This window comes from Candidatus Arsenophonus phytopathogenicus, assembly GCF_056113345.1.
On sequence record NZ_JBUIOB010000017.1, the window covers coordinates 560,872 to 579,894 of the forward strand.

General features: G+C 45.2%; 22 protein-coding genes and 2 pseudogenes. 2 read left to right on the plus strand and 22 right to left on the minus strand.

The window, feature by feature from the left end:
- Positions 1-21: 21 nt before the first annotated feature.
- From AC01GB_RS06260 to AC01GB_RS06325, 14 genes are all read right to left on the minus strand, one after another.
- Positions 22-636 carry a phage virion morphogenesis protein gene (locus AC01GB_RS06260; RefSeq protein ID WP_474451072.1) on the minus strand — a complete coding sequence of 205 codons (615 nt, stop codon included), beginning with the start codon at positions 634-636 and terminating at the stop codon, positions 22-24.
- On the minus strand, positions 636-1,064 hold the full coding sequence (locus AC01GB_RS06265; RefSeq protein WP_474451073.1) for a phage tail protein: 429 nt from the start codon (positions 1,062-1,064) through the stop codon (positions 636-638). Before AC01GB_RS06265 ends, AC01GB_RS06260 begins: the two co-directional genes overlap by 1 nt.
- Positions 1,039-1,554 carry a DNA-methyltransferase gene (locus AC01GB_RS06270; protein WP_474451074.1) on the minus strand — a complete coding sequence of 172 codons (516 nt, stop codon included), beginning with the start codon at positions 1,552-1,554 and terminating at the stop codon, positions 1,039-1,041. Before AC01GB_RS06270 ends, AC01GB_RS06265 begins: the two co-directional genes overlap by 26 nt.
- The gene (locus tag AC01GB_RS06275) at positions 1,547-2,044 is read right to left on the minus strand and encodes a hypothetical protein (protein ID WP_474451076.1); all 498 of its coding nucleotides are present in this window, start codon (positions 2,042-2,044) and stop codon (positions 1,547-1,549) included. Before AC01GB_RS06275 ends, AC01GB_RS06270 begins: the two co-directional genes overlap by 8 nt.
- Entirely contained in the window at positions 2,029-2,478 is a 450-nt protein-coding gene (locus AC01GB_RS06280; RefSeq protein WP_474451077.1) for a lysis protein, read from the minus strand. The genes AC01GB_RS06275 and AC01GB_RS06280 overlap by 16 nt, the downstream gene beginning before the upstream one ends.
- Entirely contained in the window at positions 2,460-2,900 is a 441-nt protein-coding gene (locus AC01GB_RS06285) for a lysozyme (RefSeq protein WP_474451078.1), read from the minus strand. Before AC01GB_RS06285 ends, AC01GB_RS06280 begins: the two co-directional genes overlap by 19 nt.
- Positions 2,866-3,243 carry a phage holin, lambda family gene (locus AC01GB_RS06290; RefSeq protein ID WP_474450330.1) on the minus strand — a complete coding sequence of 126 codons (378 nt, stop codon included), beginning with the start codon at positions 3,241-3,243 and terminating at the stop codon, positions 2,866-2,868. Before AC01GB_RS06290 ends, AC01GB_RS06285 begins: the two co-directional genes overlap by 35 nt.
- On the minus strand, positions 3,243-3,995 hold the full coding sequence (locus tag AC01GB_RS06295) for an endonuclease (protein WP_474450299.1): 753 nt from the start codon (positions 3,993-3,995) through the stop codon (positions 3,243-3,245). Before AC01GB_RS06295 ends, AC01GB_RS06290 begins: the two co-directional genes overlap by 1 nt.
- Positions 3,992-4,834 (minus strand): KPN_02809 family neutral zinc metallopeptidase, encoded by an 843-nt coding sequence (ypfJ, locus tag AC01GB_RS06300; RefSeq protein WP_474451080.1) that lies wholly within the window; start codon positions 4,832-4,834, stop codon positions 3,992-3,994. Before ypfJ ends, AC01GB_RS06295 begins: the two co-directional genes overlap by 4 nt.
- A 112-nt stretch (positions 4,835-4,946) precedes the next feature.
- A complete protein-coding gene (locus AC01GB_RS06305) occupies positions 4,947-5,153 on the minus strand; it encodes a tail protein X (protein WP_474451081.1) in 207 nt (68 codons plus the stop codon).
- Positions 5,150-5,620, minus strand: a complete 471-nt coding sequence (locus AC01GB_RS06310) for a head completion/stabilization protein (protein ID WP_474451083.1) — start codon at positions 5,618-5,620, stop codon at positions 5,150-5,152. Before AC01GB_RS06310 ends, AC01GB_RS06305 begins: the two co-directional genes overlap by 4 nt.
- Before the next feature lie 81 nt (positions 5,621-5,701).
- Positions 5,702-6,355: a phage terminase small subunit gene (gene gpM, locus AC01GB_RS06315; RefSeq protein WP_474451084.1), complete on the minus strand. Its 654-nt coding sequence runs from the start codon at positions 6,353-6,355 to the stop codon at positions 5,702-5,704.
- Complete coding sequence (locus tag AC01GB_RS06320; RefSeq protein ID WP_474451085.1) at positions 6,355-7,467, minus strand: phage major capsid protein, P2 family; 1,113 nt, start codon at positions 7,465-7,467, stop codon at positions 6,355-6,357. Before AC01GB_RS06320 ends, gpM begins: the two co-directional genes overlap by 1 nt.
- A 10-nt stretch (positions 7,468-7,477) precedes the next feature.
- On the minus strand, positions 7,478-8,302 hold the full coding sequence (locus AC01GB_RS06325) for a GPO family capsid scaffolding protein (protein ID WP_474451086.1): 825 nt from the start codon (positions 8,300-8,302) through the stop codon (positions 7,478-7,480).
- Positions 8,303-8,452: 150 nt separating this feature from the next.
- Between AC01GB_RS06325 and AC01GB_RS06330 the strand changes: the two genes are divergently transcribed.
- Together AC01GB_RS06330 and AC01GB_RS06335 are read left to right on the plus strand one after the other, a co-directional pair.
- Positions 8,453-10,189 carry a terminase large subunit domain-containing protein gene (locus tag AC01GB_RS06330; RefSeq protein ID WP_474451087.1) on the plus strand — a complete coding sequence of 579 codons (1,737 nt, stop codon included), beginning with the start codon at positions 8,453-8,455 and terminating at the stop codon, positions 10,187-10,189.
- Position 10,190: 1 nt separating this feature from the next.
- Complete coding sequence (locus AC01GB_RS06335; RefSeq protein WP_474451088.1) at positions 10,191-11,219, plus strand: phage portal protein; 1,029 nt, start codon at positions 10,191-10,193, stop codon at positions 11,217-11,219.
- Here the strand turns inward: AC01GB_RS06335 and AC01GB_RS06340 are convergent.
- The 8 genes and pseudogenes from AC01GB_RS06340 to AC01GB_RS06375 all read right to left on the minus strand — a co-directional run bounded on the left by AC01GB_RS06340 (position 11,216) and on the right by AC01GB_RS06375 (position 19,003).
- A complete protein-coding gene (locus AC01GB_RS06340) occupies positions 11,216-12,142 on the minus strand; it encodes an Rpn family recombination-promoting nuclease/putative transposase (protein ID WP_474451089.1) in 927 nt (308 codons plus the stop codon). The genes AC01GB_RS06335 and AC01GB_RS06340 overlap by 4 nt on opposite strands.
- Positions 12,143-12,952: 810 nt before the next feature.
- Complete coding sequence (locus tag AC01GB_RS06345) at positions 12,953-13,201, minus strand: hypothetical protein (protein WP_474451090.1); 249 nt, start codon at positions 13,199-13,201, stop codon at positions 12,953-12,955.
- A gap of 53 nt (positions 13,202-13,254) precedes the next feature.
- Positions 13,255-13,704, minus strand: coding sequence for an NfeD family protein (locus AC01GB_RS06350; protein ID WP_474451092.1), 450 nt, complete (start codon positions 13,702-13,704; stop codon positions 13,255-13,257).
- Positions 13,705-13,706: 2 nt separating this feature from the next.
- Positions 13,707-14,622, minus strand: a pseudogene (locus AC01GB_RS06355) (SPFH domain-containing protein).
- Positions 14,623-14,909: 287 nt separating this feature from the next.
- A pseudogene (locus AC01GB_RS06360) lies at positions 14,910-17,560 on the minus strand (toprim domain-containing protein).
- 205 nt (positions 17,561-17,765) lie between these two features.
- Positions 17,766-18,011, minus strand: coding sequence for a DUF5347 family protein (locus tag AC01GB_RS06365; protein ID WP_474451093.1), 246 nt, complete (start codon positions 18,009-18,011; stop codon positions 17,766-17,768).
- A 362-nt stretch (positions 18,012-18,373) separates the two neighbouring features.
- Positions 18,374-18,550 (minus strand): hypothetical protein, encoded by a 177-nt coding sequence (locus AC01GB_RS06370; protein ID WP_474451095.1) that lies wholly within the window; start codon positions 18,548-18,550, stop codon positions 18,374-18,376.
- A 189-nt stretch (positions 18,551-18,739) separates the two neighbouring features.
- Positions 18,740-19,003 carry a Cox family DNA-binding protein gene (locus AC01GB_RS06375; RefSeq protein WP_474451096.1) on the minus strand — a complete coding sequence of 88 codons (264 nt, stop codon included), beginning with the start codon at positions 19,001-19,003 and terminating at the stop codon, positions 18,740-18,742.
- Positions 19,004-19,023: the final 20 nt, after the last annotated feature.

Below are 19,023 nucleotides of genomic sequence, written 5' to 3' on the forward strand. Positions count from 1 at the left end.
TTTGTTTGAATGCCCAGACAATTAACGGGTCAGAAAATCGAGTAGCTGATTTTCAATATCAATCATCTCTTGCGCCGTCAGCCCCAATAACGGGCGGGCAGGATAATGTACCGCTTTGCCGTGATAGCGCTCCGTCAGCCCAAAATGATGAACCCGCGCTATTCGCTCGGCAGATGGCAAAAAGGCTAAGGTGACGCCCTGGCTATCGGTTTTTAGGCGTAAGAATCGGGCAGTGGCCAGTTTTTTAAACATACGTTGTTGATGGGTTAACCGCCGGGCGGTGATCCGTGTTTTTTTGCTTTCCAGAAAGGTTTGAATGTCCGCCAGTTGCACGCTGCGTTTCTGGCGGCGTTTAGTGTCAATGCCAGTGATTTTTTGGCTTCGTTGCTGCACATTCGTTAAGTGAACCGTTTCGCCATCGATTAACAGCTTCATCTCCCGACGAAGGGCAATAAAGCCTTTTTTCCGCGGGGTAAACGGGCTACCATCGGGGCTTTGTTGGGCGCGAATGCGGGCAAATTGAGATTGGCGCAATCGTTGGCCAATGGATCGTGCCAGTTTTTTACGCTCCGCGGTCGTCAGATGCGATAACAGCGCAGTCAGCGCTGCGTCGAAACGGCGTAAGGTGTCGTCCATTAATTCCCTCCAGGCCACTTATCGAACGGATCATCGGGTTCAGGGATGGCTTCCACCACCTGTTTACCGCCGGCGGTTTTTACCAGCACCCGCTCGGTGAGGTCTATTTCAATACTGATATGCGCGGTCTGGTTATCAATGAAGTCCATTTCAAAACGAAAATCGTGTTGCCGTCGGTCGGAATTAGCGAAGAGTTCAGGTTGATATTGCCGTATCCAATCCACTAAAACGGCCATCAGAATATCCTGATTTCCACCAAAGCGCTCAATGATGATATTAACCGTATAACGATATTCATAGGAGATGGAGGGGGCGAGCGTGGCGATAATGCGCCCATTTTCGACCAATACCGTCATCAGTTCAGGATTGTGCTTCAAAAACGGCACATGCTGGGATAAATGCTCACGCAGCTGGCTTAATTTCTTCATCCGTCGTCCTTATCGATTGTGCCTGCCGGATGCGTTTTTCGGCAATGTCAAAATAGGCTTTATTGGCTTCGATACCGACAAAGTGACGTCCGGTCTTCACGCATGCCACACCCGTCGAGCCGCTGCCCATGGTAAAATCGAGCACCGTATCACCGGGATGGCTGAAGGTATCAATTAAATCGGTGAGTAACGCCACCGGCTTTTGGGTTGGATGCATACTCGGCACGTCTTTCGGGTAGTAAAAGACATTGGATTTGAATTTTTCACCTTCAGACAAATTAAAGGTGCGTTTAAACGGCTGCCACGCCTGCAATTGTTCATACGATTTCCACTCGGGGAAAGCACGAAGGGAAAAGCATTCCGTCAGTTGCTGCCAGGCCGCTTCGGTGCAAAGCGAAAATTGCAAATTTTGGTGTTTTAAAAAATGCGCAAATTGCCGACCGTGTTCGGCAATAATCGCTTTCGGTGGTTTGCCGATAAATTCAAGCAATTTGGCGACATAATCCCGTCTCAGGATCACGTTTATTGCTGTCAAACTGTTTGTAAAAGACACAAATATCTTCAAAAAAATTCACCGGCATCCGGCGACAGGAAAGCGGGTGGCCAAAATGATTTTTAACCCAAATCAGCCGATAAGAAAAGGGCAGGTTGGTATGTGTGGACTGAATTAACTGGCTCGTCAAAGGCTCTTTTGAAAAGAGTAAAATCATGCTTTTGGGTCTGACTACCCGATTGAGTTCAGCCCAGATTTTTGTCTGATCCAGTCGTTCATCCCAGCACAGTTTTTCGGCGTACCAACCGGTTTCGTCGTTGCACTTCATAATGCCGTAGGGCGGGTCTGTTAACACCAAATCCACACTATCGGGCGGCAGCGTAGTTAATAATTGATGGCAATCACCCTGAAAAAGTCGGGCTGTCCGGTGTTTTTTATTTTCTGCGTTCATGCTGGTTTTTTCAGTTTGTTTTATCGATCCGGGCATTGTGTGGTGATGTAACCCTGAAGCCCTAAGGTTTGGGCGGTGACCGTAGCAATTTGTTCTCGTAAGGTGTAATAAGCCTGTTCAGCGTCTGCTGTAAGTCGGGGGGCGGTGCCATCATCCACGCCGGCGGCACCGGACTCTTTGGGGCAGGTGGCATTGACCCGCAACCGCTTAAAACCCCGAGCAACATCAAGCCTGAGGGCCTCAATCGTCTGTCTCGCATGGGTTAATTCCTGATAATGTTTTTTGTCCATCTCGGCCAGCTGGTCAAGCTGAATACGTTGGGTCTGTATATGATGTTCGGTTTTTTCCGCCTGTTGCCGGGCATGCTCCGCTTTCATCTGCCAGAGGGTGGACTCTGCGCGATAATGCATCAGGCCAACAGACAGCACCGTTATCACAACCAGCAACGCCATCACTGTTCCCCGCACCATGACAAAAACCTCTCCCGTTCCGCCGCTCGCCGTCTGACCAGTCCAGTCAGTTTTTTTCCGTCCGCATAGACCCAGCGGTTAAATTCATCGGCCGCGCCCGCAACATCGCCCGCATTGAGTTTTGTTAACAGGGTCGAGGTCGCGAATGCTTCCTCACCGATGTTAAAGACCAGTGATACCAGCGCATCAAACTGGAGTTGGGTCAGCGTGACCCGCACGCACCGGTTAATCACGTCCTCTGTCTGCTCGAGGTCATCGGTTAAAAAGCGTTCCGCCTGTGACGGTGAAATCGTCATCCGTTCCGTCACCCCATGCGTATGCCCATAGCCAATCGTCCAGCGTCCGGCCGGACAGCGATAAGCCCGAAGGCGACACCCCTCAAACTGTTTAATCCGACTTACCCCTGCGTCGCTGGTTGTCATTTTTTTTCCTTGTGTCCGGTTTTTTGACCGACAACCTCAACCCCCGAAAAGGCAGTGAGTCCGTTAATGCCTCCCCCAGAAAATCAGTGCCAAGGTAACCGATGAAGACACTGGCCAGATAGACCAGACCCGCACTTAACCCGAAAAGCGCCAGCAGGTCACGCGCAAACCACGCAATAATCGCGCATATCGTGGCATCAATCAGGGTCTTGCGCCATTTCTTCTCCTGATATCGCCCGCGCAGCCACGCCATCAGAAACGCCAGCGTTGCGCCCACGCCCTGCTCTTTAATCGACGCAAGGAAAGCGCAAACGCTCTCCCATGCCCCAGTGAACTTTTCCATTATCGTTTTTTCCATGCCTTTTCACCCGTCACAAACGGATTGTGCACACCGGTAATCGCCGCAATACGCCGGTCACGTTCGCGTTCACGCGCATCGGGGGGATATTGCCTGTCCCACTGCATTAAAATTGCTTGCTGCTCAGGGGGTATCACAAAACCATACCGGTCTGACATATAAAACCAGACCCGGGCGACGAGTCCCTTGACGTCATCGCGCGGTTCAAAAACCCGCTGTTTAAAATCCGGACGGCTCTGACACTGCCCGTAAACAAAAGGGACCTGCCCGGCTTCGCCATAGGGCATATTACCCCGGTCGTTATTCACTTCACCTGACTCCGGTGCCAGATTGTGCAAATCGCCTTCCGCTTTTCGAAATTCCGGGTCTTCTTGACGGCAGCCTTTTCGGCCGCCTTTTTCTTTACAGCCAAACGCCTGACCGAATACCGACGCCGGCACGATATGCTCCCACTCAATCCGCTGTGCACGATGACGGTGAACTTCCCGTCTGACCGCCTGACCACAACTTTCAAGGTCAATTCGACCCCCGTTTTTTCCTGTCCACTGCCAGTCACAGCCACAATAGAGGGTGCCACCTGCACCCTGATTGAGGTCGTGGTAAACGGCCTGACGGGAAACCCATTTCGCTTCACTGAAACTCTTCGGGGTATTAACCGGCTTAGTCGCCTGAGCGGGTGTGCTTAACACACTCAACAAGCACAGGATACCGATTACCCAATGTTGTCTGATAATCATCGTATCTCCTTGAAGGTATTACATTGTTTTGGGTCACCGCTATCAAAACCCCGCTTAAACCAGTCATGACGCTGTGCCGATGTCCCGTGCGTGAACGTCTCGGGAACCACCCGTCCATGACCTTCCCTCTGTAGCCGGTCATCCCCAATCGCTTTGGCCGCATTGAGCGCGTCATCCAAATCGCCCATCTCCAGCCAGCCTGCCTGCTGCACAAAATGCCCCCATACCCCCGCGTAGCAGTCCGCCTGCAATTCCAGCTTTACCGATAACTTATTGGCCGATTTTCTTGACATATTCGCCTGTGCCAGGTCTACTTTTTTCAAGACATCCCGCAGGTGTTGGATATGATGCCCCACTTCATGGGCTATCACATAACCAAAGGCAAATTTACCGTCTGCCCCCAGTCTGTTTTTCATCTCGTCATAAAATGACAGGTCGATATAGATAGTGCGGTCAGCAGGGCAATAAAAGGGCCCTATCAGGGTATAGCCCGTGCCGCAGCCTGTCTCTGTCTCTCCCCGATATATCACCAGTTTCGGCAATCGGTAATGACCGCCTCCCTCAGCAAAAATCTTCCGCCAGGCATCTTCAGTTGATGCCAGAATGACAGAGGTGAACTTAGCGGCCTCGTTCTCATCCACAAAACGATTGACCGATGACGGCGCGCTCACCTGAACCGATGTCGCAAAAGCCCAACGATAGCCACCCAGTAACAACACCAGGATAACAGCCAGCCAGGCCCATCCACGCCAGTGTGAAAACACAAAACCTTCTGCTAACAGCGGTTTATATTTCGGTTTTCTTTTCTTTTTCTTTGCCTTTTTCTTCCGGCGCTTCAAGGCTTCTTCCCGACGGGTATCCGCTTCCTGTGCTTCGGAAGTATTCCGTCGAATCTTCTACCTGCTCACTTTCCCGTCTCTCTTTCCAGTGCATGAATACCTCGTTTTCGTTTTAATCCCACAATGTGACCAACAAACGGGTTGAGGGTAACGCATTGATTTCGGGTAACTGAATTTTAATGCCCATCGGCAGTCTGTCGGCTTTATCACAAAGTCCCGGATTAGCCACCAGAACCCGTTCAACCGTGCCGATACAGCTGCCGTAGTAGCGAAAACAAATTTCATCCAGACTCTCGTTTTGTTGACTCAGTATCTTCATATCAGCGCCACCACGTTATGACCCTGCCCTTTGATCCGTGCTATCGCCCAGAGGGCATCGCGCCGGTAATCATCAATCGTCGGCGACAGGCTGTCGGCTTTTTTGTGGCCGGATGCCTGTGTGTCGATATCCCGAAACCGTTCCGACAAGTTAGCCTTGGTCAGGCCAAATACCGCACGCTCATACAGCAGGCAAAGCGCACTGTCGTTATTAATCTGCATGGCCGGAATATCGGCTAGCTGGTTAAATCCTTCGCGTTTTTTCTGGGTTTGCCAGTCCCGCAGTTCGCACGCCACTTCAATCATCGCGTGGGTGAGTGCATCCTTAAGACGCGAAGCGATGATGGTGCCCTCATTCTCACGCATCACCGCGCGGTAATTTTGGGGTGACACGGCAGGCCAGAAAGGGTCATCGGCCAGCAGATCTTTTTCTTCTTTAGGTGGTTTTTCCGGCGAAATAAAATCCATATCCTCATCTCAATAGGTCGGGCGGTGGACAGTGAACATAACGCCTTTTTTCACTGTGCCGCCCGGGTGCGTGGGCACAACTCATGTATTTGGTAACCCGGTGTTGAGCGCTTTTTCCAGCTTTTTGATCTCACCTTTCACCCCAACGCCTTGAAAAAGCCTCAGGGCGCGTTTTAAGGTGTCGAGGGCGGTTTCTAGCAACTCATTATCGCGCTGACAAAACCCCACCCATTTTAACAATTCGGCTCTGACCACATCCGGCATATCTTTCTCATCCGTTAAGGTGACGATTTGCGCTAAAAGCGACAATTCAAGCGGCTGATTCTGTTGGTATGCGGCTTTGGCCGCCGCCGCCATTTCCTCCGCGATCACGCAACCCGTCGTGCGGCTATGGCCAGCCGGCATTAAAAGCCCATGCGCTAACGCATATTCAGCGATAGCCAGCGCGCCTTCAATCTCACCGGCATCGATACGCCAGAGCATCATCATCATCAGCGTGTCATCCTGATGGCCGTTGCCGTTTTCCAATACCCCGCTCACCCAGGGGGCATAACGGGGTAACACCGCTTTTTTATATTCGGCTTTCCGTTCGGTTGACTGAATCCGCTTTAACTGACGTTTGTCCTGCTGAAACATCCGTTGAACCTGCTGTGTAGCCGCATCCCATAACGGATGGGCGTTATCCGGTTTTTCACCCGCTAAACGCAGTTGATGACATTGCCAGGGGGTGAGCATTAGCCACCGCCCTGATTAGCCTGACCGCTGCCACTTGAATGGAGTGTATTACCCCCTTGCGGTTCCGATTGGGGTTTCTCTTCGGGTAAAATTTCAATATTTTCGACCAGTGCTACCCCGCGATAATCTTCCACCACATAGGCTTCATTGACCGACTCGTAATTTTCAATCCGGTCACGCTCGGGCGTATCCTTGATTTGTCGACGACGGGTGTCTTGCTGATAGTAAATTGAGAGATTATCCAGACGGGTAATGAGCAAGGATTTGTCGGGGAAGAACGGGGCGCGAATGGCGGGTAATCCACCCAGGCGTTTTTGACTGATAATCACATCGGCGGCCAGCATTTCGCTGTTAGGCTGCGCTTTGTTAACAATCGGAAAATATTTATCGGCGAGCAAGGAACGACCGCAAATAATCACTAAATCGGTATCATCCTGATACACTTCATCAATCACCCGTTCAACCGTATCCATTACCAGTGCATCCAGATTTTTGTAATCGCCTTTTTCGCCAATGCGGAGGGTGCTTGAGGTGACTTTACCTTGACTGTCGGTGATGTTGGCCATTACATGGGTTTTGGCATCATTACGAATTTTCTGTAACCAGCCGATATTCACATCCTGTAATTTGGCATTTTGAGTACGGTCTGAGGTTTTTTCTCGCTTGAGGCCATTAAAACCAATCATAATGCGGTCAAGGGCCTGACGGCGGACAATCGCATCGCGGATACGACGCTGGAAATCGTTAAATTTGGCCCACATATCGAGCTTGGCATAGCTAATCGCGGTATCGAAATTGGTTTGATAGCAATAGTAGTCAATCGCGTCCAGTGCCGTCGGGTCAATCGGTTCCCGACTTTTGCTACTGGTATCGGTGGTGCCCGCCACCGTAGAGCCCATCCCGAGTCCTATTGCCTGACCTTGCTGTTCAAGTACCGGCACCAGATTTATTTTTTGCAAAAAACCCGTACTTTGCTGGATTTGACTCTCCAGTACCTGCGCTTTGGACGGTTCAATATTCACTTTCCCGGCAAAATCCTGCGGCGAGACGTGATAGATTTCCCCCAGGCGGCTTAAATACTGATTGAATTTACATTTGGTTTCTTTTCTCATTGTCTTCTCGTTAGCAGTTGGTCTGGGTATCGGTATCCCGTGTTCGCCCCAGTGAAACAGGGCGCGTCGGTATTTCTTCTTGCGCGAGGCTGTCCGTCAATGCCGTCAGTTCCGTTTTCAGTTGCTGGTGCTTTTCCGCATTGGCATTTTTTAGCGCGGTTAACGCAACCCCTAATTCGGCGATTTGCGCTTCGCTTTTTGCCTGCTGCGTCGCACAATACTCAATTGCCTGCTGGATATCACTAAAGGTCTGGGATTGGGAATCGCGCTCACAGCTAAACAGGCCTTTGACTTTTTCAAGCAAATTCAGCGATGGGTTAGGGACAGCGGTCGTTTCGTCGATAAATTCGAGCAGGGTTTCTTCGGCAGCAGTAAACACGCTATTTGGCGACAGTTTACGGTCAGACAGCGCACAAAGCCCCTGGCCTTGACGTAACTGCAACATACTGGTGCCCAGGCTGGCCGGATTATCGGTCACGGCAAGTCCCACCAGATAGGCCTCACCGGTATCGGAAAAATCCGTATCAATTTCCACCGAGGTATAGACTTTTTGCCGCTGTTTGTTTAAGGCTATCAACTCGTCGGTCGGTGAAATGACACCATAAAGTCCCAGTTTACCGGCTAACAGGCCCTCGTTGATTTCTTCCGTATAGACCGAAAGCACATCGCCAAAGCAGGGCATCCAGGGGGATTTCAAATGTTCAAGGTTAATTCGTGCCCCAAAAGTGTCCGGGTCGTAGTTTTTTTCAATATCGGTCAGCCATTCTCGCGGGACTTGACGGCCATCGGTGGTGGCACCTTCCACACAGATACGAATCGGGTTGGTTTTTTTCATTACACAGGCTCCGGCCAGGGTAGGGTTTATTGACATTATGGCCATAGCATTAAAAAGATAAGGGTGGGAAACAAGGCAGCGTGATTGTTTGAACGGTCAAACAAATTTTCACCCAGGCAATCCTTGGGAAATCTTCGTTATGCTAGCCGCATGAAAAATGAAAATCCCTTTTTACGACAGCGCGCCCGACAACTGGCTTTAGAAGGTTATAGCCCGAGTCAGATTGCCCACATGTTGGGGCAAAATGTCGCTACCGTGCATAGCTGGAAACGGCGAGACCAGTGGAATGCCCAAAATGCCACGCAGGCCGTCAAACTGCGCCTGGAGGCGCGGCTTTGTCAGTTAATTGGGAAAGAATACAAAGAGGGTAAAGACTTTAAGGAAATTGACCTGCTTTATCGGCAACTGGAACGCCAGTGTCGGATTGAACAATACCAACAAGGCGGTACGGAAAGCGGGCGTGATAAAAAAAATAACCGTCCCCCGGCTGAAAAGAATGCGTTTAGCGATGACCAAATAGCGGCGCTTTTACACCATTTTCACCAGCATCTTTTTGATTACCAGCAGCACTGGTATCAGGCAGGATTAACCTATCCGATACGCAATATTTTAAAATCGCGCCAGATAGGTGCCACCTGGTTTTTTGCCCGCGAGGCGTTGATGGACGCGTTAACCACCGGCCGCAATCAGGTCTTTTTATCCGCCAGTAAATCCCAGGCGCATGTTTTTAAGGATTACATCATCAAGATGGCGCAGGAAGTGGATGTTGCTTTAAAAGGTGACCCTATCGTGTTAGCCAATGGTGCCACGCTTTATTTTCTTGGCACCAATGCGCGGACTGCTCAAAGTTATCACGGCAATCTTTATCTGGATGAATACTTCTGGATCCCGAAATTTCAGGAATTACGTAAAGTGGCATCTGGCATGGCGATGCAGAAAAAATGGCGGCAGACCTACTTTTCAACGCCGTCGAGCCTGACGCATAGCGCTTACCCGTTCTGGTCTGGCAAACTGTTTAACCGGGGAAGGTCGAAAAAAGACCAGATTGATATTGCCATCAGCCACCAGGCGTTGGCTAAGGGGCGCTATTGTGAAGATGGTCATTGGCGCCAAATCGTCACGTTAGATGATGCTATTAATGGCGGCTGTAACCTGTTTGACCGTGAAGGGTTAAAAAAGCGCTACAGTCCCGATGAATATCAAAACCTGTTGATGTGTGAATTTGTTGACGATATTGACTCACTGTTTTCGTTTTCACTGATGCAGGCCTGTCAGGTGGATAGCTGGGAGGTGTGGGCAGATGTCAGACCCTTGATGTCACGGCCTTATGGGTCACAAAGCGTCTGGATAGGCTACGATCCCGCCAAAGGCTCCCAGCACGGTGACAGCGCAGGCTGTGTCGTCATCGCGCCACCCCCCACACCCGGTGGAAAATTTCGCATTCTGGAGTACTTCCAATGGCGTGGTCTGGACTTTCGCGCGCAGGCCGCTGCTATTCAACAACTCACCACCCGTTATCAGGTCGACTATATCGGACTGGATGCAACGGGTATCGGCCACGGCGTTTTGCAATATGTGCGAGATTTTTTCCCGCAGGTCAACGAATTTATCTATAACCCGGCGCTGAAAAATGCGTTGGTGTTAAAAGCCTATGATGTTATCAGCCATCATCGGCTGGAATATGATGCGGGGGCGCAGGATATTACCCGTGCCTTTATGGCGATTAGGCGCGCCACGACCGCCAGTGGGAACCGTCCCACCTATGAAGCGGATCGCAGTGAAGATGCTAGCCACGCCGATTTGGCCTGGGCCACCATGCATGCGCTGTACCATGAACCGTTAACCGGTGATGGCCAGCAACACAAATCCATTATTGAGCTATTTTAATATGCGAAAAACGAAAAAACGTACGCTCACTGCCCCCCAAAAACCGTCGGTAGAGGCCTTTACCTTTGGTGACCCGGTGCCCGTCCTTGACCGCCGCGAAATTTTTGATTATCTGGAATGCTCACTTATCGATAATTACTACGAGCCACCGATGAGTTTTGAAGGCTTGTCACGCATTTTTCGAGCTGCAGCCCATCATAGCAGTGCCATTTATGTCAAACGCAATATTTTAAGCAGTACCTTTGTGCCACACAAACTGTTAAGTCGTCAGGATTTTGACCGTTTTGCGCTGGATTTTCTGATTTTTGGCAATGCGTATCTGGAACGGCGAAAAAATGGCTTAAATAAAACAATTTCGCTTAACTCCATTCCGGCCAAACTCACAAGGCGCGGTGAGGATTTAGCCACTTATTACCTTTTGCACGCGGGTTTTGACAGCGTGCCGTTTACTTTTCAGACGGGGCAGGTTTTTCATTTGCTTGAGCCGGATATCAATCAGGAAATCTACGGCTTGCCGGAATATCTGGCCGCCATGACTGCCATTTTACTCAATGAATCGGCAACACTCTTTCGTCGTAAGTATTATCTGAACGGCTCCCATGCCGGCTATATCCTCTATATCAGTGATGCGGCGCAAAATTTACAGGATATCGATAACATCCGCGAACAGTTAAAAAGCAGTAAAGGGTTAGGGAATTTTCGCAATCTGTTTTTATATGCCCCGAACGGCAAAAAGGATGGCATACAAACCATTCCGTTATCGGAAGCCGCGGCGAAAGATGAATTTTTAAATATCAAAAATGTCAGTCGGGACGATATGTTAGCCGCTCACCGCGTGCCCCCACAATTAATGGGCATTATGCCGCAAAATGTGGGGGGGTTTGGCGACGTACAAAAAGCGGCCAATGTGTTTATCTGCAACGAATTACATCCGTTGCAACACAAAATGCAGCAACTTAATGAGTGGCTCGGCGAAGAAGTGATTCAATTTACGCCGTACGCATTGAATCGGATAAAAAATAAAATCTAATCCTTGCACAAGGTGTTTAACTGTGCCTCAGAAAGTCCCGTTGATTGCTGAATAATTTTTTTATCCACTCCATTTTTCAGCAGTTGACGGGCGATTTCGTGTTTTTCTTCAAGTGCTTTCTGTAGACCTTGTTGTAGACCTTGTTGTAGACCTTGTTGTAGACCTTCTTGCCGTATACCCTGTGCGATGTTCATCAATGCCCCCTCGTGTTTCTCTGACTGTTTCGCTATCTTGGTGATAAGTTGCATCGGTTTTTCTGCATTCCCTTCCTGAAGGAGATAATTAAACAGCGTGATGACTTGATTATCGGTATAATAATTATACGACAACAGCGTGACAATTTCATTCAAAAGCGCGGTCATATCGCGGCGGCGAATGTGCTTTTGGATAAGTTCTAATAACGCCATTCGCTTATGCTGCATGATCTCACCGTCATCAAGCGTGGTCACATCAACCAGCTTAAACGGTTTGGTATAGATTTTTTCCGCAATATCCCGCCCACTAAAACAATCGAGCCAGTCAGTACTGTAGGGATGCGGACTTTTCTCACCACAATAAAACAGGATAGGAAACACCAGTGGTAACTCCTTGTGTCCGGCTTCCAGATGTTTCTGCATCGCGGCCATGCTATAGCGCATCAGTCGCCATGCCATGAGTTTATCGGGTGTCGATTGGTGCTCTATCAAAAGATAGAGATAACCTTGTCCCTCCTGGGTATTGACCGAATAGAGAATATCGCTCTGGTAGGTTTTCATCTTACTATCAACAAATGAGCCGGATTCTGCCTTGAGGCTATCCAAGTCACACAGCGCTTTAATTTCATCCGGTAGCCAAAGATCGAAAAAGTCTTTGGCGGTCTCTTTTTCGCTTAAAAATTGCCTGAATATAGCGTCGTGAGGGGTTGGCGTGAATTTTTTGGTCACCTTGAGATCTCCGTTTTTTTTGATTGTATCAAAAAAAATGAAAAATCGCAGTGGTAGCCCCGCCGCGCCTGCCCGCGAAACCTGTCGTTTTTTGTGCAGTTGCACAATGCCACTCAGCGTAGGCCAGTACTGGCCTTTTCGGTGATTTTAGGTGGGCAAAAACTTGTGCAAATTTGTGCATTTTTGTGCATTTTTGTGCAAATCCATGCACTTATTTTTTAATAAGAATAAAGATCACTAAAACAAGAAGAAAAAGCCTTTTTGATACTTAACATTTTAACGAAATATTAACTTATTTTTCGCTAAAAAAAGGGGGTATGCGTCGGAAAACGGTTACAACAGTTACAATGCGCAAAAAAAGCACTTAACACTTTAATTAAAAACCTATTTTTTTGTAACCTTTAAACGGTTACAGGGGGTTACAAAACAGAATAAAAAAGTTACATTGTTATAAATCAATAAGTTAGGTTTCTAGTTTTAAACGTTTTGTAACCGTTACATGTAACCCTGCTGTAACCGTTTTGTAACCGTTTTAAATTTTAAAAATATATAATATTATCAATTAATTATAATAGTTTTTTATTTTTGTAACCATTGTAACCGTTTTCCGACACATACCCAAAAATTTTGAAAACAGATAATAACGATTAAATAATGCACAGTTATGTTAAATAAATATTAACGTTTATCTATGATGAATATCTTGCTATTTTGGCTGTGAGTTAATCGCTCGTGGCGATGTCTGGAAAATATCGCTAAACGATTTTTTAAGTCGCTTAGCGAATTCAAAGAGATATTGGTGATAGGTAACTAAGGAAGCAATTTTTTAAGTTTATTTTCTAAAGATTTTACTTTATTGTATTCTGTTGTCATCAAGTTAAACTTATCTTCAATATTCATTTTGAAAGATAACCCTAGACTTATTATTGATAAGATAAAAATTATCATGATGATAAGTATTAACCCTGATAATAGGTTCTTGCGTTTTATATTCTTTTTTATTTCCTCAATATCTTTTTGAATATCAACTAATGAAATGTCTTTTTTATCTTCGGTCATGAATTTACCTTATCGATAGTTAATTTTATTTATAGTCAAACAGAAAGGGTAAGCTACTTTGAGACGGGTTTAACGTTCAGTGTATTACCATTAATGGAAATGACTTCCACTTCAGTACCTGCACTCAGCTCAATACTACAATAAATACGCCAACTGCCATCTGCAACGCTCACACGACTATAACCATTATGAGTCGGTTCGATTAGCGTTGCTCGTAAGCCTATCATTTGTTGATCCCGTTGATTTAACATCCCTTGCTGGGGTTTACTCATTTTATTTAACCAATACCACCAAACAAATGCAGTAACGACCGTTAAAACTGAGAAAAGCATGCCTTGAAATACCCAACTGAAGGGGATAAGCCACACTAAAACACCAACGATAACCGCTGCAATACCGCTCCATAACAGATAACCGCCTGCACCTAACATTTCAGCGATCAACAGCATGCCACCCAGTGATAGCCAAAACCCGTATGGATTGGCTGCAATCTGTTTAAGCATCGTTATTTCCCTTTGGTACTTTTAGTCTCACTGATAAGTTCGGCAATCCCACCAATAGCACCCATTAAATTGCTCGCTTCCAGTGGCATCATAATCACTTTATTGTTAGTTGCTGAACCAATTTGCTGCAATGCATCCGTATATTTTTGAGCGACAAAATAGTTAATCGCTTGAATATCACCGGTTGCAATCGCATCGGATACCATTTTAGTCGCCTGGGCTTCCGCCTCTGCGGCTCGTTCGCGCGCTTCAGCTTGTTAAAAATGCAGATTGGCGCTCCCCTTCAGCTTTTAATATCTGGGATTGTTTTTCACCTTCTGCGCGTAAAATAGCGGCTTGACGTACTCCCTCTGCTTCCAGAATATCGGCACGCTTAGTTCGTTCCGCTTTCATTTGGGCATTCATAGCAGAAATAAGCTCAGCCGGGGGACGAACATCACGGATCTCTATACGAGTGATTTTAACACCCCAAGGATTGGTCGCTTCATCAACAATATGCAGTAATCGACTGTTGATACTATCTCGTTGTGATAACATTTCATCCAATTCCATCGAGCCTAATACGGTACGGAAGTTAGTCATCGTTAAATTGACAATGGCTAATTGCATATTACTCACTTCATAAGCGGCTTTCACTGGGTCGATGACCTGCATAAAACAGACAGCATCAATAGTAACATTAGCATTATCACGAGAAATAACTTCCTGGGAGGGAATATCGAGTACCTGCTCCATCATATTAATTCTTCGGCCAACACGATCCATAAACGGTACAACGATGTTTAAACCTGGCATCAATGTTTTCGTATAGCGCCCAAAACGTTCGACTGTCCACTGATAGCCTTGGGGCACAATTTTAACAGAAGAAACTACAACGATCAGCGCGACAATAATAAGGATTGGGATAACTGTTAACATATTTAGGTCCTGTCAGGAGAGAGATAGGTTTCTATATTACTTGACAGAAAGTTAAATGTAACCATCCTTGATAGCTAACCAATCAAAATAGAACATCAATAGTGATAAAATCGGTAATATCAATTTCTGATTCAGGGATAGCAAAATGTACAGGATCAATATGAATAATCTACTGAAAAATCGTTAAGATTATAAACAACAAACAGCGTAAAATAATTTATGTATAAAACTCCGCTCTGCGTTAATCCTGATAAAAATAAAGACAAGATAGGCATATTGTTTACTTTTTAATAATTTGTTTCAAATACCCAACACTTAACGACGTCAGGTTTTTTTAGCGTACTTAAGGTCGGCAATGCCTGATTATATTGGCTATTAACGTGACTTCTCACCGTTTTGATCCCAACAAAACGACGTACTTTACCCATTTTAAGCAGGGATTTGATTTCTGACAGATTGGGCATATTTTGGCGGTATTCGCTAGCTACTTGTGCCAGATGATTGAAGTTGACCGCATAAATATTTTTTTCATTACTATGATTTACTCCGTTCGGGGCATTTTGATTGAGGTAATCAAACATATCCCAAAACTCAGTGACTAGGGTATTATCGGCTTCTAATGCCTGAACACGTTCTTTTGCCAGTTCGACGATAAAGGTTTCTGTTTCTGCTACTCGGCTTTCCTTGATGGGCAGAAAACAGGATAACGTGCGTAATAGAACGATGAGTTGAGCGTGATTTTTAGCAATGCGTTCATGGCCAATCGCTTCATCATCAAAGAGTTGTCGTTGAACTTCATCGAGAGAAGTTTCGTAAGCCGTTACAATCGCATTTTCACTTAACAGCGCTTTGGGCAAAAAGACCGATAATTGTTCAATAGGGTAGCGTTCCAGGCGAATGGCAGCCTGACGGGTCTGTTCGCTTTGGCCTGACTTATCGGTATGGAGATGAATAATCCGCTCTAATACGGCTCTTGAGGCTTCGACACTGCTATTCTGGGCGATAATAATGCTGCCCTTAAAGAGCGGTTCATAGGTTTCGTTCTGATTGGTTTTTATACCTGTTGAGCGTGTGGCACGGCCATTGTAAAGGGATTTCATTTCTTCCCAGTCAAAAGCCCGTTTTACGTTATCCTGCATTCGGTCACTTTCTATCAAACAAACAGGAAGATTACTCACCTGGGCAAAATTACGCGCACGGCCTACCAAGGTCGATTTTGAAGGGTCAAAGCCTTCGTAATCGGCGCGACCCGTTAACCGCCAGAAGAACTCTATCAGGGTACTTTTTCCTGAACCGGGTTCGCCCATAATTTCCAGAAAAGGGTAACTTTTGCTCAATTTTCGTATCTGTTCGGCAAACAGAGATCCCAGCCAGAATGCAAGTAAGGTATAACCTTTAACCCCAAAAGCCAGCCATAAATCATCGAGCCAGTGAACATCAAAGTGCCTGAGTTCATGATTAATTTCAAGTCTCGGACTGCTACTTAATGTTTTGATATCGAGATGCTCCAGTGAAAAATAATCCTCTTCATTCAGGGTATATAATTTACCCTTCTGCACGGCAATATCATTAAACACATACACACCTAGCGCTTTGTTGTAACCAATAAAATTTTGGGTTTTTACTTCCTTGATATGCGGTAATTCGTGCTTGCAAAAGCGGTCAAGCTGATGGGTATCCCCGGTGTAAACTGCGCCTTTAGCGACATGCAAAAGCCGTTTTTTGAATTCTGAAGCGCTGGTTAACTGACTGGCAGTAAAAGTGGCTTTAACGTCAGGTCGTTTTTGCGGGAAATCCAGTTTTAAATAATACCAGGATTCGTCGGTTGCTTCGGATTTCTGAAAATAAAGCGGGGTCGGGTAACAGTTGGCAATTTCGTTTACAGCGCCTGACTCTTTTAACGCTTTTGTGGTCGCTTCCTCTTTAGTGAGTTTTTCTGAGTCTAAAATTCGCTCAACCGCTTTTAAGTGCCTTTCAATATCCAGTCTAAACCAATAAAAACGACTATCAAATTGAAAGTAGAAGTCATTACGGTGGGTGTAATTGAATATTAACATTGCTTTATCGGTAGCGCTTTTTGTCAGTAACAAATCGCCATAATAACGATAACGCATTAAATCATAACGTTCGAGTCTGCCTTTGAGATGTAGATCGTTCCAGTCTTCATTTTTAAATTGCGAAGGTAAGGCGGCACAGGATTTCCAGCCTTCCTGCTGACTACGGGCAACGTGTTTTCTTATTGCTTTTTCCCGGCATGACCCTTATCAAGTGCCCAGACCAATAGGGGCTTTTTATTTGCGCCCAATGCCGTTTTAAGTGCCGACAAGGCGTGCTCTGGGTAATTATGGCAACTCATCAGGGAAACGGCATTCAGGCCATTTTGAGCAAGGCTGATTGCATCAAAAATCCCTTCGGTTAACCAAATTTCAGTTGCCTTTGTTAAATCCTGTTGCGGCAGACGCCACCAATATCCCTTATAACTACCAAAAAAATTAGCTTTTCGGTCAAAGCGTTGTGGGTTATCAATAATGCGCTCCCAGTAAGCGCCATTGGGTAGGTGAAATTTTACGGTTGCTGAACCCAGCCCTTTAGCGTGATAACTGGATTCTATATACAGCCCTTTTAACGGTGCAATATCTAATCCTCTGGCGTGTTGTAAATAGGCATCCGCCGCGGCATATGGGGCTTTCTCCGTTTTGGGGTAATGTGTTGACCAATCATGAAATAGTTCAGGATAGATTTCTTTAACAATAATTTCGGCACCACATTTATTTTCACGCCCACATTTGAGTACAAAGGGTTTTTCAATGGCGGTAAATAATTCCTTTTTTTTGCAATCGGGACAAATCCCTTGCCGTAAATACCCATTTTGTTCTTTAAATTGGAATTCCTGAATTAATTTCGAGATAATTAAATTCAACCGCATATTATTTATCATTGAGTTAACTCCAAAAATGCACTTTTATCGTGCATTTTTATGTGATTTTTTAGGTAAAAGAATTCCCTGACGTTGTCGCCATTAAATCAATCATTATTATTTAAAAGGGGATGATGATATTTTTGGGTATTAATGCAACCAGTACTCGCAATTGGAATATCGCATAAATAATTGCCTGCTTTTCTTGTTTATTAAATTCTTAAAACTATAAATAATGTTTTTTATTATCAATATTAGCTAAATAAAAAATTAAATTAACAAAGCGTTTATTATTTTTTCGTAAATATTCAATAAAGCCGGATAAACACTTATTATTAGGGTCGTTATTAAAGTAAACTGTTCGTAATTGAGCGCATCTAATTAAACCATCAAACCGTTGATTTATTGATAATTCTTTATTCTGATAAGTATTTATTTTCCTTTTATTTTCTTTTTTATTGATGTCAGTCATATTATTTTTTAACACTTTAATAGAATGAACTCAGGGGGGTGTTAATTATCCTGTATTTGTTATCATTATGATTTAATAACAATCGTGATAAAATAAAAAACAAATAACACGCCAAATAAAAGAATTAATTTATCCATTAACAATAATTTCTTTTTTTTATTATTATAGTGATATCTCTTAACAGATTCACCCGTTAAACGATATTTGTATTGCTGATTAAGTTTACTCATATTAGATATCCTCATTGATTTATAAGATTTTTACTCGATATTAACCAAAATAGATGTTGTGTTTTATTTATTACGTACTTTTTGTGTATAAAAAATTCCCTGGTGTTAAATAAAAAGCGAATACTTATATTCTCAATGGTTAAATCGCACATGTTTGATTTCTGGTGATAATTCAATTTGTATAAGTAAATGGTCATGGAGATACAGTCTTAATAACTTACCGTCACAGGAGGGAACAACGGAAAGCTCATTTATTCCCATCACATAAGCCAGTCTTGTCGCTTTGACGTTTAAGTTAGGATTTCTCATTATTTATATTTATCCCCTGGTATAATTTGTCGATATAGTGGATTGCCTGAGCCATTGCATCAAACCTACCCAAAGAGTTTTTGCCATACCAGACGTGATAACGTGTGATGGGAGTCATTATTTTTTTGGGTAATTTGATAATGTCAAAATCCCGATAACAAAAACTGTGAGGACTTATTTGCTTAAGCGTCATGATTTCAGTCCTAACCATGTTAACCAGCCATCTCTAATTTCTTTAGGTAATGATTCGTAAGCTAATTTCATTCCTTCATTCCAGGCAGGTAAGTAAACCCAATATTCTGAACGGTGTGAGTCAGGAAATTCTTTCATTTGCACTACAGGTAACTTGCCTTTGTTGATCATTCCTTTCACAGCTTCTGGGCTTTTTCCAATTTGTTTTGCAAATTCTTGGTAAGGCAAAGCATCAGAAAGACTTATCACCTGTTTTAACATCTGCTAATCTCCTATTTAGA